Raw genomic sequence first — 15489 nt, forward strand, 5'->3', positions numbered from 1 at the left:
TTGCCCTGAGGTTATGCCGGCAATAATTCTTTCAACACAGCCATCAATTCTTCTTCCTTGATAGGCTTGGTGACATAAGCTTTGGCACCTTGGCGCATGCCCCAGACTTTATCGGTTTCTTGATCCTTGGTCGTGACCAGCACAATAGGAATATGTGCGGTCTCGGGATCTTTGCTGATTGTGCGCGTAGCCTGGAATCCGTTGAGATTTGGCATCACGACGTCCATCAGGATAAGAGACGGCTTCTCTTGCTTGGCTACGGCAACACCCGCCGCGCCGTCTTCGGCAGTCAGCGTCTCGTGCCCGAGTTTCTCGACGATGCGTTTGATGCCGAGAAGCTGTGACGGTGAATCGTCGACGATCAGGATGCGTGCCATAAGGTGGGAATCCCCTTGCTGTTTCGTTAATTCTATGTCGCCGTGGCGGCGCTTCCAAGCGCTACATCTTACCGATACGCACAATGGTACGGCCGAATGAGTTGCCCGTAAGCATATGTTCGAACACCTCGGACAACTGTTCCAATGCGATTTCCCGGGTCGCGATCTGGTCCAGGTGACGCGGTTTCCAGTCGTCGGCGAGATGTTGCCATACTCGATCGCGCAGATCCCGGGCGGTTCCTGCCGAGGCGATGCCGAGCAGGCTGACGCCGCGGATGATGAACGGCATGACGGTACTCTTGAACTCGATGCCTCCAGCGTTGCCGCAGAGAGCAACATTCCCATAGGGCACGATCAGTGGCAGTAATCCAGCCAGCATTGCTCCGCCGACATTGTCCAGCGCACCGCCGAAGCAGGCCGAATCCATGGGTTTACCGCTGAATGCGAACGCATGCCGGTCAAGGCATTGCGCTGCTCCCAGGCTATGCAGGAAATCGAAATGCGAAGACTTGCCGCTGATGGCATGCACTTCATAACCGGCACGCGTAAAGATGTCGATCGCCAACATGCCAACACCGCCGCTGGCACCGCTGATCGCAATGGGGCCGAGTGCAGGGGATTGACGATTATCCAGCATGCGGAGCAGTGACAAAGCAGCCGTAAAGCCGGCCGTACCCAAAATCATGCTTTCGCGCAGGTTCAGGCCTTTCGGTAAATGAATCGCCCATTGCGAAGGCAGACGAATGTATTCGCCGTAACCGCCATCGCGCGTTTCGGAAAGACCACTACCGGTACACAGCACCGCATCCCCTTCCTTGAACGCCGGATCTTTGGATGCAACCACGATGCCTGAAACATCGATTCCGCCATTGAGGGGGTATTGGCGGAGAATCCTGCCCTTGCCTGTCCCGGCCAATGCATCTTTGTAGTTCACCGACGAATAGGCAACCTTTAGCAGCACGTCGCCGGAGCTGAGTTCATCCGTATGCATGGTCTGGATGCCAGCGCGATAGCCATCCGCCTCATTACGGATGCGAAATGCTTGAAAACGAGTCGATGCACTCATGATGGTTGTCCGAGTAGTAACTGGAAGAAATCAGGCTTCAACGCTTCTGCTATCGATCCACTTGGGCGCATAGCCGCCTTGATAGCGGGCCATCCAGTCAAACATCTGGGTCATGTCTTCGCCAAACCATATGCTTTCACGCTGCTCGACGCGCACGAATGCTTCATTCACCATGTGATCCATCATGGTGCGCAATTGGCTGTAATACCCTCGCACATCAAGGAACGCACAGGGATATTTGTGTAATCCGAGCTGCGCCCAGGTCAGCATTTCGAACATCTCGTCCATGGTGCCGAAACCACCAGGCAACGCCACAAAGGCTTCTGATAGCTCGAACATGCGGGTCTTGCGTTGATGCATTGTTTCGACCACGTGCATCTCGGTCAGCCCGGGATGGGCTACTTCGCGTTCGACCAGTTGGCGGGGAATGACCCCCACGACGTTGCCGTTGGCGGCCAACACGGCATCGGCCACCGTACCCATCAAGCCCACTTTACCTCCGCCATACACCAGCGTGATGCCGCGGCGTGCCATTTCGGTACCGAAGGCATGGGCACTATGAGCATATTCCGGGGATTTGCCGGAGCTTGAGCCGCAATAGACGCAAAGGGAGGTGGGTAGAGGCATAGTGAAATTTTGAAAGGCGAGAGAGGGGGCAGGTGTCGAGAGACTGGCCGGATATATATCCGGCCAGTCTCTCGTTCTAGAAACAAAACGGCCCGCCCATGTCGCCAGGAGCGGGCCGTCGACCCCGAATCATGGCGCATCCATGCGTCGCTCGGGGTGAAGTCGTCCTGACCTCAGTTGCCTTTATGGATAGCGCGCTTGTCGACCGAGAGTGCTGCTTCATGTACAGCCTCGGAGAGCGTCGGATGCGCGTGAACGATGCGAGCCAGGTCTTCGGAAGAGCCCTTGAACTCCATCGCGACCACACATTCGGCAATCAGCTCGGATACGCCAGGGCCGACCATATGGACGCCGAGAATGCGGTCGGTCTCGGCATGGGCGAGCATCTTCACTTGGCCGATAGCCTCGTTCATGGCAACTGCACGGCCGATGGCGGCGAATGGGAAGGTGCCCACCTTGTAGGGGATCCCCAGTTCCTTCAGTTCCTTCTCGGTCTTGCCCGCCCAAGCGATTTCCGGTTCGGTATAGATCACCCACGGTACCGTTTCCAGGTTTACGTGACCTGCCTTGCCGGCGATCCACTCGGCCACCGCCACGCCTTCTTCGGAGCCCTTATGGGCCAGCATCGGGCCACGTACAGCGTCGCCGATTGCCCATACACCGTCTACACCTGTGTGATTGTGCTCGTCGACCTTGATGCGACCGCGCTCGTCAAGCTGTACGCCTGTACCTTCAGCCAGCAAGCCCTCGGTGTAAGCGCGGCGACCCACGGCCACCAGCAGCTTATCGACAATGAGTTCATGCGCACCGTCCTTGTCTTCATAGGACAGCACTACCTCGTTCTTCTTCACTTCCGCCTTGGTGAGCTTGGCGCCGAGCTTGATGGCGAGGCCCTGTTTCTCAAATTCCTTCTTGGCGATCTTGGCGATGTCCTGGTCAGCAACGGCGAGGAAATCCGGCAACGCTTCGAGGACGGTTACCTCGGCACCCAGGCGTTTCCACACACTGCCCAGTTCCAGGCCGATCACGCCTGCGCCGATCACGCCCAGGCGCTTGGGCACCTCATTGATGTCCAGTGCACCGGCGTTGTCGATGATGTATTTGCCATCGAACTTGGCAAACGGCAGTTCGATCGGTACCGAGCCGGAAGCGAGGATCACGTTGGTGGCACTGATCGTCTGCGTGCTGCCGTCGTTGCCGGTAATCTCCACGCTGTTGCCCTTCAGCAGCTTGCCCTTGCCGAAGTACGGGGTGACCTTGTTGGCCTTGAACAGCTGGCCGATACCACCGGTAAACTGTTTGACGATCTTGTCCTTGCGGCCGATGAAGGTGGCCATGTCCACCTTGGCATTCTCCACGCTGATGCCATGCGCCGGCAGGTTGTGCGACAAGTTGTAGTACTGCTTGGATGAATCGAGCAGTGCCTTGGAGGGAATGCAACCGACATTGAGGCAGGTGCCGCCGAGCGCCTGTTTGCCGTCCTTGCCGACGAAAGCATCCACGCAGGCGGTTTTCAGGCCGAGTTGTGCAGCGCGGATCGCGGCTACGTATCCGGCAGGGCCGGCGCCGATGACGATGACGTCGAATTTATCGCTCATGGTTGTTCCTTGAAGTTTGGTGCGCTTGGTTGGGAGAAGCGCATCAAGGGGGGAGCTTTAGCGGCTGATGGCGAGCGTGTCGTTTATCACACACTTCGCCATCGGCGCTTCGTACCTATTTGCATGTGAGCGGGGCGCTCACATGCATCACATGCCCAGCAACATGCGCTGCGGGTTTTCCAGCTGATTCTTGATGTCGACCAGGAACAGCACGGCATCCTTGCCATCGATGATGCGATGGTCGTAGCTGAGCGCGATGTACATCATTGGCGCGGCAATGACCTGGCCGTTCTCGACGATGGCGCGCTCCTTGATGGTGTGCATGCCCAGGATGGCGCTTTGCGGGGGATTCACGATTGGCGTCGACAACAGCGAACCGAAGGTGCCGCCATTGGTGATGGTAAACGTGCCGCCCTGAAGGTCTTCCAGCCCCAGCTTGCCGTCACGGGCTTTCTTGGCGTAATCGGCAATACCGCGCTCAACATCGGCAAAGCTCATGCTCTGCACATCGCGCAGTACCGGCGTCACCAGGCCCTTTTCGGTAGCCACGGCAATGGAGATGTCCTGATAGCCGTGATAGATGATGTCGTTGCCATCGACCGAAGCGTTGACGATCGGACGGCGCTTCAGGGCTTCGGCGGCAGCTTTCACGAAGAAACTCATGAAGCCGAGTTTCACGCCGTTCGCTTTTTCGAACTGCTCGCCAAGCGTCTTGCGCATCTTGGTGACTTCGGCGAGGTTCACTTCGTTGAACGAGGTGAGCATTGCGATGGAGTTCTTCGACTGCATCAGGCGCTCGGCGATGCGTGCGCGGATACGCGTCATCGGCACGCGCTCTTCCGGACGGGCGCCAGCCGCTGGCGCTGCCGGCGGTGTGGCGGCAGCCGGGGCGCCGCCCTTGCCGTAGTTCACCAGGTCTTCCTTGGTAACGCGGCCGTCGCGGCCTGTACCGGCAACCTTCGAAACGTCGATCTTCTCTTCGGTGGCTACGCGCAATCCGGCGGGAGAAAGATCCCCAGCGCCCTTGGCCGCGGGAGCAGCAGCAGGGGCCGGGGCAGGAGCTGCCGCGGGTGCGGGAGCCGGTGCGGACGCCGCAGTAGCCCCCTCCTCGATTACCGCGATCACCTGCTGGCTGGTCACCGTGTCACCGACCTGGAACTTCAGTTCCTTCAGCACGCCGTCAACCGGCGCAGGCACTTCCAGCACGACCTTATCGGTTTCCAGATCGACCAGGTTCTCATCGCGCTTTACGGCATCGCCGGCTTTCTTGTGCCAAGTGGCGATGGTCGCGTCGGAGACGGACTCGGGCAGAACGGGGACTTTGACTTCGGTAGACATGTTTGAACCTTTTGGTTTGGCGCTCATCCCTGAGCGAGAAAGTCAAAAAGCGGTCATCCTGGCCGCACTTTAAGATGGACTTATTCTGCGGAGTGATCGGGACCGATCGGCGCCACCAGCGCTTGCTCGACCAGTGCCACCTGTTCGGCGATGTGATCGTTGAGGTGACCGGCGGCGGGTGCAGGCGAACGTGCGCGACCAGCATAAGACAGGCTCTGCTTGCTGCCCACGCAGGCCTGCAAATGGTGGCGGATCTGGAACCAGGCGCCCTGGTTCATCGGCTCTTCCTGGCACCACACCACTTCCTTCGCGGAAGGGTACTTCTCCAGTTCGGTCCTCACTTCCGGGCGCGGGAACGGATAGAGCTGCTCCACGCGCACGATTGCCACGTCGTTGATGTCGCGCTTCTCGGCCTCTTCCAACAGGTCGTAATAGACCTTGCCAGAGCAGAGCACCACGCGCTTGACCTTCTTGGCCGGCACATCGCGGTGTTCGCCGATCACCAGTTGGAAGCTGCCATTGGCGAGTTCGTCCAGCGTCGATACCGCCAGCTTGTGACGCAGCAGCGACTTTGGCGTCATGACGATCAGCGGCTTGCGTGCGGGGCGCAGCATCTGGCGACGGATCATGTGGAAATCCTGCGCCGGCGTGGTTGGCACGCATACCTGCATGTTTTCCATCGCACACAGTTGCAGAAAGCGCTCAAGGCGTGCGGAGGAGTGTTCCGGACCAGCGCCTTCATAACCATGCGGCAAGTACAACACCAGGCCGCACAGGCGATCCCACTTCGCTTCGCCGGAGCTGATGAACTGGTCGATCACCACCTGTGCGCCATTGGCGAAGTCGCCGAATTGTCCTTCCCAGATATTGAGGGTGTAAGGATCGGTGGTGGCGTGGCCGTATTCGAAGGCCATCACCGCTTCTTCGCTGAGCAGCGAGTCGATCACTTCCACGTTGGCATCAGCACGCAACGTCGCCAGCGGCATGAACGTATGGCCGTCCTTCTGGTCATGCAGCACGGCATGACGATGGAAGAATGTGCCGCGGCCGGAGTCCTGGCCGACGATGCGCAGGTTGTGACCTTCGTCGATCAATGTCGCATAGGCGAGATTTTCAGCGAAACCCCAGTCACCCGGTAGCTGGCCGGCGGCCATCTTGCGGCGATCGTCATAGATTTTGGCCACGCGCGACTGCAGCGTCACATCCTCGGGCACGTCGAGGATACGGTTGGCAAGCTCGATCAGCTTTTGCTTGGGGAGGGTGGTATTGGTTGGCGTCGAAAGCTTCTTGCCGATGAACTGGCTCCAGTCGACTTCCACGTCCTTGGTCAGCGACGGATGCAGGTCGGTCATCGCCGCGCCTGCTTCGAGGCGGTCGCGATAAGCATCGAACTGCTTCTGTGCATCGCCTTCGGCCATCAGGCCTTCCTTGATCAGCTGCTGCGCGTAGAGTTCGCGTGCGGGGGGGCGCTTGCGGATGATCTGGTACATCACCGGCTGTGTGGCCGCCGGTTCGTCTGCTTCGTTGTGACCGTGGCGGCGGTAGCACACCAGATCGATCACCACGTCCTTGCGGAACTGCTTGCGGAATTCGTAGGCGAGTCGTGTCACCTGGATCACTGCTTCCGGATCGTCGCTGTTCACGTGGAACACCGGTGCATTCACCATCTTGGCCAGGTCGGTGCAGTACAGCGTGGAACGGGCATCTTGCGGATTGGAGGTAGTGAAGCCCACTTGATTGTTCACGACGATGTGCAGCGTGCCGCCAATCTTGAAGCCGCGCGCCTGCGACATGTTGAACAATTCCATGTTCACGCCTTGGCCGGCCAGCGCTGCGTCACCGTGCACCAGCACGGCGAGCGATTGCGTACGCTCGTTGTCTTTGCGGCGAACCTGACGTGCATGGACCGAACCGGCAACTACCGGGTTCACAATTTCCAGGTGCGATGGGTTGAAGGCTAGCGCCACGTGCACGCCGCCCTTGGGCGTACGTACGTCGGCTGAGAAGCCCAAGTGATACTTCACGTCGCCCGAATGACCCGGGTCGTCATCGTTGTGTTCGAATTTGCCTTCGAACTCGTTGAACAGCGTCTTGGGCGGCTTGCCGAGAATGTTCACCAGGACGTTCAGGCGACCGCGATGGGCCATACCGATGACGAGATCCTTGATGCCGTTGTCGCCCGCGGCGCGCACGATATCGTCGACCATCGGAATCAGGCTGTCGCCGCCTTCCAGCGAAAAGCGCTTCTGACCTACGTACTTAGTGTGCAGGTAACGCTCGAGACCATCGGCAGCCGTCAGGCCATCCATGATGCGTTGCTTACCCGCCTTATCCAAACCTGCGCTGCCGTTGGCCTGTTCGAGGCGGCTATAGATCCAATTGCGCTGGGTGTGGTCGGAGATGTACATGAACTCCGCACCAACCGTGTTGGTATAGACACGCTTGAGGCGCGAGAACAGCTCACGCAGCTTCATGCGCTGACCGCCGCCGGCGAAATTGCCACAGTCGAACTCGGTGTCGAGATCGGCATCCGACAAACCGTGGAAGGCCAGATCCAGGTCCGGTGCGTGCATCTTTGGCGCCAGTCCGAGGGGATCCAGGTCGGCGGCCAGATGACCGCGGGAGCGGTAAGCCGTCAACAGGCGCAATACGCCGGCCTGTTTGCGCGCATGTTCGTCGCTGACAGGCGCCGCCGCTACGAAGCCGGGGCGCTGTTTTTGCGCTGCTTCTATACGCGCAATGGCCGCGGTATGGGGAACGTCTCCCGATTCGCGGCCTTTGAAAGTCTTGAAGTAGGTATTCCACTCGGCTGGAACCGACGCGGGGTCAGCTAGCCAGGTTTCATACAAGGATTCGACATAATCGGCGTTGCCGCCTGCGAGTTGCGAGGATTCAAAAAACTCGCTGATCAGGTTTGTGCTCACGTCACCACCGGCAGGGAAGGGAAGCCTCAGCGAACCATCCTTTAGGGCGGGGGTTCGCCGGCGAAAAATCCTGTTAATTATAGCCTGCGGCTTCCGCAACGCGGCAAGCCGATGCGCTATGTCATGAAGAGATCACCGACATTCTTTTCAATCAGCTCGAAGGCAGCCGGGACAAGGTCTTAGGCTTTTGGGCGATCGAACGCGGTGCAAAAGCGGAAGGCCCGGCTTGCATGGGTATTCAGCTAACGGTTTACAAGTCCAGCGGCTGCAACTGGGAGGCGGGAAGGGCGCGGTCCCAGATTTGTTCGAATTGCAGGAGCAGGGGGGCTTGTCCAGGTGTGTCGCATAGTGCCGCCCTTCCCTCCCACCGATTGGCGTCGGGGAGGAACAGATAGCCGCCCGTGTCGTTGAGCAGCCAGGCGCTGGCCTCCATTTCGCTGTCCCGGTCATCGTCGGGTGGGGTGCGGATGCGCAGCATACTGGGCAGCCGTTGAGCCAGATCAATCAGGCGATGTCCTGCGCGCAGGGCCATCACCGGATCGCCAAGGATAATGCGGATCTCGGCACCCCGCCCTGAGGTGGCGATGCGGCGGAGCTGGGTGAGTTCTTCCGGGCTGCTCAGGATGTTCGTCGGCAGCACTGGCAAATGGAGCATCAACTTGTACCGGGTCGCCGCTAGCAGTTGTAAGCGTATGGCGGCGAGTGCCTCGAATCCGTCGATAGCGTGGGCGCCATCATCAGAAGACGCCGATGGGGTATTCATACGCCGCGTCCGCGGAGGCGGCGGAGAACCAGGTACCCGTCATTGACGAGAGTGAGTAGCAGCGCTCTTTCGGTGCCAGACAACTCAAAAGGGGGGGAGTACGTACGTTCTGCACACAGCCGGGCCGCCCATCGGACGGAAGCCGGATAAGCGTGTCCATTGGCGTAGAGCGTGCAGCGCGAACCGGTCTGCGCCCAGGCCATGCGTGCCCATGGGTGGCGCAGCAGCGAAGCGCCGCCGGCAAGCTGCTTCGTAAACGCCGCTTCAGTGAATGGCATACTTGGCGACAGCGGCGTTTGAGCACTGCGATAGCGGGTGATGAAGCGGCCAAACCAGTCGATCAATGTGGCGTCTTCAAGCGCAGTCGAGAACGGCACGGCGACCCGCACGCGCTGCAATGCGGCCTTGTCGATTTCGCCAGGGCGTTTGACGGGTTCCAGATCTGGATCGGTGTAGCGTTGCTCGTCCTGTAAGCGTTCGGCGAGGTAATCGGCGAGATCACCGACGAGTTCGGCCTGCGACGGTGCGCGCATGCCCACCGAGAAAGTCATGCAAGGGCCACCAAAAGCGACACCATCATGGGGGATGCCGGGAGGCAAATAGAGCATATCTCCGGCTTCCAGCAACCACTCATGCGTAGGCTCGAAGTGTTCCAGTTGCTTGAGTTCCACATCGCTGCGAAATGCTTTGGGAGCCAGGGGATCGGTGCTGATAGCCCAGTGGCGCTGTCCCAAGCCTTGGAGCAGGAATACATCGTAGTGATCGATATGTGCGCCCACTCCCCCCCCTGGCTCTGCGTAGGAAATCATCACGTCATCGATGCGCCAGTTCGGCAGGAAGCGGAAATGGTCAAGCAGCGCGGCGACATCCATATCCCATTTGTCGACGTCCTGGACCAGCAGTGTCCAATTGGCATCACCCGTCTTGGCAAAGTCGCTTTCACTCAAGGGGCCGGCTTTGACGCGCCAACGCTGGCGATCTTCGTCATGTTGAATCAAGCGCGACAGGGCGCCTTCTTCGCATGCAAGGCCTGCGAGATCTTCTGGTTCGACCGGTGAGCGGAAATGGGAGAAAGCCTGGCGGATAAGCAGGGGGTGCTTTTGCCAGTAATCACGCAGGAATTGTTCCGGACTCATGCCCAGCGGATACCTGGGAGTGCCGCGTACTTCGATCGGCAATGGTTTGCGGGAGGTGCGAGAGAGGGCCATGAGGGAATTCTAGGAGGATGATGCAAGGTTCAGCGCAGGAGTCGGTAAAAGTTGTAGGCCCCTAACGCAAGTACCGTCAGGCCGGCCATCAATGTGGAAATGCGTGGTGGTAGCCGACGAACCAGCCAGGCGCCGAATGGTGCTGCGGCAACCCCGCCCAGGATCAGTCCCAATACCACGTGCAGTTTGCTCTCGCCGATGCTGAGCAGAAAGGTGATACTCGCTGCGATGCTGACGACGCACTTGGCAAGATGGACGCTGCCAATCACCAGTCGTGGCTCCTGGCCACGTGCCACCATGGCTGTTACCGTCAAGGCGCTCCAACCCCCTCCGCCAGCCGCATCGAGCAGACCGGCGACAAAGCCCAATACGCCTGTGCCGCGTGGCACATCCGCGCGCCGATCTTTGCGTTGAGTCGTGCGCAGCACCAGGAACAAGCCCATCAGGAGCAGATAAGGGGTGAGGAAATAACGGATCCATATAGGCGGCATGTGCGTAAGCAGGGTCGCGCCCAAGATCGCGCCGAGCACGCCGGGAATAGCCAGCACGAGAAACAGCCGACGCTGCACATTGCCCGCCCACCAATGGCTGAGGCCCGATGCACCACAGGTAAAGGTTTCTGCATAATGCACGCTGGCGCTTGCCAGCGCCGGAGCCATGCCTACACCGAGCAGCATGCCCGCCGAGGTGACGCCATAGGCCATGCCCAGCGCGCCGTCGACGAGCTGGGCGAGAGCGCCGATACCGGCAAAGGTGAGAAATTCGGAGAGAGGCGCCATGATGCTCGTTCGGACCGGATAGGGGGAGCATGACAAATGCTCTTCGCTTTTGTCCGGTCCGGCGGATCAGATCGTCTTCGCCAGGTCGGCGGCAAGGCCAATGTAGCGGGCAGGAGTGAGATCGAGCAGGCGCTGCTTGGCATCCTCTGGCAACGCCAGGCCTGCGATGAATTCACGCATGGAGTCACGGGTGATGCCTTGTCCACGGGTCAACGCCTTGAGCTGTTCATAGGGCTCAGGTAGACCGTAGCGACGCATGACGGTCTGCACGGCCTCAGCCAGCACTTCCCAGCTAGCGTCGAGATCCGCGGCGAGTCGATCAGCGTTGACGTTTAGTTTGCCCAGTCCTTTCTGCAGGGATTCCAGTGCTACAAGGGCGTGGCCGAAAGCGGTGCCGAGTGCACGCAACACTGTCGAATCGGTAAGGTCGCGCTGCCAGCGACTGATCGGCAGCTTTTCGGCGAAATGTCCGAGCAGCGCATTGGCAAGGCCGAAATTACCCTCGGCATTTTCGAAATCGATCGGGTTGACTTTGTGCGGCATGGTCGAAGAACCGACTTCGCCAGCCTTCAATGCTTGCTTGAAGTAACCGAGTGAGATGTAACCCCATATGTCGCGCGCGAGGTCGATCAAGATGACGTTGGCGCGGCGGACCGCATCGCAGTATTCGGCAACGCCATCGTGGGGCTCGATCTGCGTGGTATACGGGTTGTAGTCCAGTCCAAGACCGGTAACGAAGCGTTGGGAAAAGGTGCGCCAATCAACCTGCGGATAAGCAATGGCATGCGCGTTGTAGTTGCCCACCGCGCCGTTGATCTTGCCCGGGATCTCCACCATCGCCAGTTGCTTGCGCTGGCGTTCCAGGCGCGCCACGACATTGGCCAGTTCTTTGCCCAAGGTGCTGGGCGATGCGGTCTGGCCGTGTGTGCGTGACAGCATGGGCAGCGTGGCGTTGGCATGCGCCAATTCGCGTAGCTTGGCGATGATTTTGTCGAGCCAGGGCAACAGCACATGCGCACGCGCATCGCGTAGCATCAGCGCGTAAGAAAGATTGTTGATGTCTTCACTGGTGCAGGCGAAGTGAACGAATTCCTTGGCCTGAGCAAGTGCTGGATCGTTGCCGATGCGTTCCTTGATGAAGTATTCCACCGCTTTTACGTCGTGATTGGTGGTGGCTTCGATTGCCTTGATGCGCGCGCCGTCTTCAGTACTGAAGTTGGCTGCAATGGCTCTCAGCTGTGTGGCCTGTGCATCAGTAAAGGCCGGAAGCTCCGCAATGTTGCTTTCGGCCGCTAAAGCCAGCAGCCATTCGATTTCCACGTGTACGCGACGATGCATGAGGCCGAATTCGCTGAAGATCGGGCGTAATGCTTCAGTCTTGCCGGCATATCGGCCATCCAGCGGTGAAAGGGCGGTCAAGGCGTGGGAGGACATCGGGAGGCTTCCGGAGGATCAGAACCGTCTATTTTACATTGCCCCGCAGCAAACGTTTGCGGGCCTATAGTGCGGGCAGTTCCCTGGATATGAGGCGTCATCATGAGAGGTTTCCGTACCGAGCACGACAGTATGGGCGAGCTGAAAGTGCCGGCCGATGCGCTTTACGGCGCACAGACGCAACGTGCGATCGACAATTTTCCCATCTCCGGCCTGCATTTGCCGCGAGCCTTCATCCGGGCATTGGGCTTGGTGAAGGCAGCAGCTGCCGAAGCAAACCTCACCCTCGGGTATTTGAAGAAGGGGCAAGCGACAGCCATCCGCAAAGCAGCCCTTGCGGTGGCCGACGGGCAATTCGACGACCAGTTTCTGATCGATATTTTCCAGACCGGCTCGGGAACCAGCACCAATATGAATGCCAACGAGGTGATCGCTCACCTGGCGGCCAAAAGCAGTGCCAAGGTGCACCCGAATGATCACGTCAATTATGGACAGAGCTCTAATGACGTGATTCCCACCACGATCCATGTCAGTGCCACCCTGACCGCGCACGAGCAGCTGTTGCCGGCGTTGAAACACCTAAGGCGGGTAATCGACCAGCGTGCGCGCGAACTGCGTAACGTGCCGAAGACCGGGCGTACGCATTTGATGGACGCCATGCCGGTTACGTTCGGGCAGGAGCTGTCCGGCTGGTCGGCGCAAATCGCATCGGCACAAGATCGGATTCAGGACAGCCTCAAGCGTATGCGTCAATTGCCGCTGGGCGGCACTGCAGTGGGCACGGGTATTAATGCGGACCCCAAATTCGGTGCAGCGGTGGCTCGAGAACTCAAGAAGTTGACGAACGTGCGTTTCGATTCCGCGGCCAATTATTTCGAAGGCATGGCAGCTCAGGATGCCGCGGTGGAGCTGTCCGGCCAGCTCAAAACCATCGCCGTGGCGTTGATGAAGATTGCCAATGACCTGCGCTGGATGAATTCCGGTCCGTTGGCCGGTTTGGGGGAAATCGAGCTGCCGGCATTGCAGCCCGGATCATCCATCATGCCAGGCAAGGTGAATCCGGTCATTCCGGAGGCCACCGCCATGGTAGCGGCGCAGGTGATTGGCAACGATGCGGCCATTGCTATCGCTGGCCAGTCCGGCAACTTCCAGCTCAATGTGATGCTGCCGCTGATCGCCTATAACTTGCTGCAATCGATCACGATCCTGGCGAATGTCTCGCGGTTGCTGGCCGACAAGGCTATTGCGGGTTTTCACGTGAACGTAGAGCGGGTCAACCAGGCCCTCGCGATGAATCCCATCCTGGTCACCGCCTTGAATCCAGTAATTGGTTATGAGAAGGGTGCTGCGATCGCCAAGCAGGCTTATAAAGAAAAACGTCCCATCATGGATGTCGCGCTGGAGCGCTCGGGACTCTCAAAGGATGAACTGAAGAAGCTACTGGATCCGCGCGCGTTGACCAAGGGCGGCATCCATGGTGGTGGAGGTGCAAGCGGCTGAGGCAGTTGTGCCACCCTCTCCTCATAGTACGGAGGAGAGGGTTCTCACCGTGCGCCTGCATTAATCCTTTGCGCAGTCCGCCAGGCGTTCGCTGGTAACGATGCCTGCATAAGGCTTGAAGGCCGCCAATTGAGCGGCAAGCTGGTCTTGCACATTCTTGATATTCGCTTCGTCCTGGCAGATTTTCTGTGAAAGCGCATCCAATTGCTTGCTGCCGGCCTCCGCATCCTGATCCTGTTTCGCCTTGGACTTGCCGTCGAAGACATTTTTCAATGCTTTGGCGCCTATGCCTGCACCAATTTTGCCCATGTCCACGCCGGTTTGATGGACATCCATGACGTTCTGAAAGTAGAGCATCAGCAGACCATGTTGAGTGGGGGTAACCGGGATGGTCTTGCCACCGATCTGCAACGCTCCGCTTGAGTTGATCAGGGCGTCGGGCGCGCCGTCGACATGCAGCGCCAGGAGATTGTCCTTGAGTGTGATATCACCGTTCATCATGGTGGTATCGGGTACGTCGCATGCGCTGATGGTGGCACAGAGTGCGAGTAGCGTTATTGTCCGTCGGTAGTTCATGATGCGTCCCCTCATGCGGACCATGTGAATAAGAAAACATGACTTGTCGAAGTCATGCCGGCGGTGTGGACATATTGCGTCAGTAAGTGATCAATTTCGATTGCCAATATGCATGTTTGATAGAGGTACGTGCGTTTGGTTAACGACTTCAACCGTGATTCTTCTCGCAATCATTGATGTCCTTGTCGACGACGAGGTGGCTATAAGGCTTGAATGCAGGCAGCATACCGGCGAGTTGATCCTGATTATCCTTGATGCTGCGTAGGTCCTGGCAGATTTTTGCAGCGGCTTCTTTCACCAGTTGAGCCTTGGCGTCGATGTCGTGCTGGATGGCGTTTGGATCGCCGCTGGCCAAACGCGCAAGCACACTCTTTGCCGCCTGTTCCCCTACGGCAGCGCCGGCTTTGCCGGTAGCGACGGCGTCAGTGCGTATCGTCAAAGCATTGCGGTAGTAACTTTTGAGTAATTCGCGGACTGCAGTATCGACAGCGACAGTCTGCTGCTTAACCTCAAAATCGCCGTTGGCGTGAATGACCGCATCAGGCGCAGCGTGCGCATGGATCGTCACTTGATGGCTGCCGAGCTGGAGACTGCCATGACTAAGCTCGCTTGCTTCGCTATCGATCGTTATGAGGTGGTCGCCAGATTGGACAATGGTGATGGAATGTTGGTCCGAGTGATCGCCGCAGCCGACCAACGGGCAAGATAGCGCGACGAGACCCAATAAGAGGCAATGCCGCATGAAAAGGTTCTCCGAATGATTAGTCATGGTTTTCTTTCATGCATTCGTCGACGCTGTTGCTTGCGAAAATAGCTCCGTACGGCTTGAAGCTCGGTATTTGCTTCACGAGCTGATCCTGGAGTGTCTTGAGGTTTACTTGGTCCTGGCACATTTTCAGCGAGAGCTGATTCGCCTGTGCAGTTACTTCATTATAGATTTTCTGCTTTTTATTTGGCTCGGATTTTCCAGCTATCGAATTCTTGATGGCTTTGACGCTTTCTTCCGCACCTGTTTTTCCCATTTCGACACTCTGCGTGCGGATATTTATGACGTCCTGGTAATACAGCATCAGCAGGCCTCGCTCCGATGGTGTGACCGATACGGCTTTGCCATCAACGTTCCAGTCCCCCGATGAGCCTATCGATGCATTTGGGATGCCATGGACATGCAGGGTCAGTACGTTGCCTTTCAAGGTGAGGTTGCCGTTCTTTCCCGTATAGGAGAAATCAGGCATGCCACAGGCTGCGGTAACGACGCATAAGGCCAGCAGCAAGATCATCCGTTGATGCTTCATGACG

General features: G+C 58.4%; 14 protein-coding genes. 1 reads left to right on the forward strand and 13 read right to left on the reverse strand.

Features of this window, described 5'->3' with window-relative positions; genetic code table 11:
- Positions 1–11 precede the first annotated feature (11 nt).
- The 10 genes from pilH to purB all read right to left on the reverse strand — a co-directional run bounded on the left by pilH (position 12) and on the right by purB (position 12114).
- Positions 12–377, reverse strand: a complete 366-nt coding sequence (pilH, locus tag AC4HNJ_RS02495) for a twitching motility response regulator PilH (RefSeq protein WP_490477932.1) — start codon at positions 375–377, stop codon at positions 12–14.
- A gap of 61 nt (positions 378–438) precedes the next feature.
- Positions 439–1443 (reverse strand): YhdH/YhfP family quinone oxidoreductase, encoded by a 1005-nt coding sequence (locus AC4HNJ_RS02500; RefSeq protein WP_490477933.1) that lies wholly within the window; start codon positions 1441–1443, stop codon positions 439–441.
- Between the two features lie 30 nt (positions 1444–1473).
- Complete coding sequence (locus AC4HNJ_RS02505; protein WP_490477934.1) at positions 1474–2070, reverse strand: LOG family protein; 597 nt, start codon at positions 2068–2070, stop codon at positions 1474–1476.
- 173 nt (positions 2071–2243) lie between these two features.
- Positions 2244–3668, reverse strand: a complete 1425-nt coding sequence (gene lpdA / locus AC4HNJ_RS02510; RefSeq protein WP_490477935.1) for a dihydrolipoyl dehydrogenase — start codon at positions 3666–3668, stop codon at positions 2244–2246.
- Positions 3669–3815: 147 nt separating this feature from the next.
- Positions 3816–5006, reverse strand: coding sequence for a 2-oxoglutarate dehydrogenase complex dihydrolipoyllysine-residue succinyltransferase (gene odhB, locus AC4HNJ_RS02515; protein WP_490477936.1), 1191 nt, complete (start codon positions 5004–5006; stop codon positions 3816–3818).
- An 80-nt stretch (positions 5007–5086) separates the two neighbouring features.
- Positions 5087–7930, reverse strand: a complete 2844-nt coding sequence (locus AC4HNJ_RS02520) for a 2-oxoglutarate dehydrogenase E1 component (protein ID WP_490477937.1) — start codon at positions 7928–7930, stop codon at positions 5087–5089.
- A 250-nt stretch (positions 7931–8180) separates the two neighbouring features.
- A complete protein-coding gene (locus AC4HNJ_RS02525; protein ID WP_490477938.1) occupies positions 8181–8693 on the reverse strand; it encodes a DUF7931 domain-containing protein in 513 nt (170 codons plus the stop codon).
- Entirely contained in the window at positions 8690–9901 is a 1212-nt protein-coding gene (locus AC4HNJ_RS02530) for a JmjC domain-containing protein (RefSeq protein ID WP_490477939.1), read from the reverse strand. The genes AC4HNJ_RS02525 and AC4HNJ_RS02530 overlap by 4 nt, the downstream gene beginning before the upstream one ends.
- 29 nt (positions 9902–9930) lie before the next feature.
- Positions 9931–10680 (reverse strand): sulfite exporter TauE/SafE family protein, encoded by a 750-nt coding sequence (locus tag AC4HNJ_RS02535; RefSeq protein ID WP_490477940.1) that lies wholly within the window; start codon positions 10678–10680, stop codon positions 9931–9933.
- Between the two features lie 66 nt (positions 10681–10746).
- Positions 10747–12114, reverse strand: coding sequence for an adenylosuccinate lyase (gene purB, locus AC4HNJ_RS02540; RefSeq protein WP_490477941.1), 1368 nt, complete (start codon positions 12112–12114; stop codon positions 10747–10749).
- A 102-nt stretch (positions 12115–12216) separates the two neighbouring features.
- Between purB and AC4HNJ_RS02545 the strand changes: the two genes are divergently transcribed.
- Positions 12217–13614 carry a class II fumarate hydratase gene (locus AC4HNJ_RS02545; RefSeq protein WP_490477942.1) on the forward strand — a complete coding sequence of 466 codons (1398 nt, stop codon included), beginning with the start codon at positions 12217–12219 and terminating at the stop codon, positions 13612–13614.
- Positions 13615–13674: 60 nt separating this feature from the next.
- Here the strand turns inward: AC4HNJ_RS02545 and AC4HNJ_RS02550 are convergent, their stop codons facing one another.
- The 3 genes from AC4HNJ_RS02550 to AC4HNJ_RS02560 all read right to left on the reverse strand — a co-directional run bounded on the left by AC4HNJ_RS02550 (position 13675) and on the right by AC4HNJ_RS02560 (position 15485).
- Positions 13675–14190 (reverse strand): hypothetical protein, encoded by a 516-nt coding sequence (locus AC4HNJ_RS02550; protein ID WP_490477943.1) that lies wholly within the window; start codon positions 14188–14190, stop codon positions 13675–13677.
- Positions 14191–14338: 148 nt separating this feature from the next.
- The gene (locus AC4HNJ_RS02555; protein WP_490477944.1) at positions 14339–14959 is read right to left on the reverse strand and encodes a hypothetical protein; all 621 of its coding nucleotides are present in this window, start codon (positions 14957–14959) and stop codon (positions 14339–14341) included.
- Positions 14952–15485, reverse strand: coding sequence for a hypothetical protein (locus AC4HNJ_RS02560; RefSeq protein WP_490477945.1), 534 nt, complete (start codon positions 15483–15485; stop codon positions 14952–14954). The genes AC4HNJ_RS02555 and AC4HNJ_RS02560 overlap by 8 nt, the downstream gene beginning before the upstream one ends.
- Between the last annotated feature and the right edge of the window lie 4 nt (positions 15486–15489).

Source organism: Dyella sp. SYSU CM1112 (genome assembly GCF_058216415.1).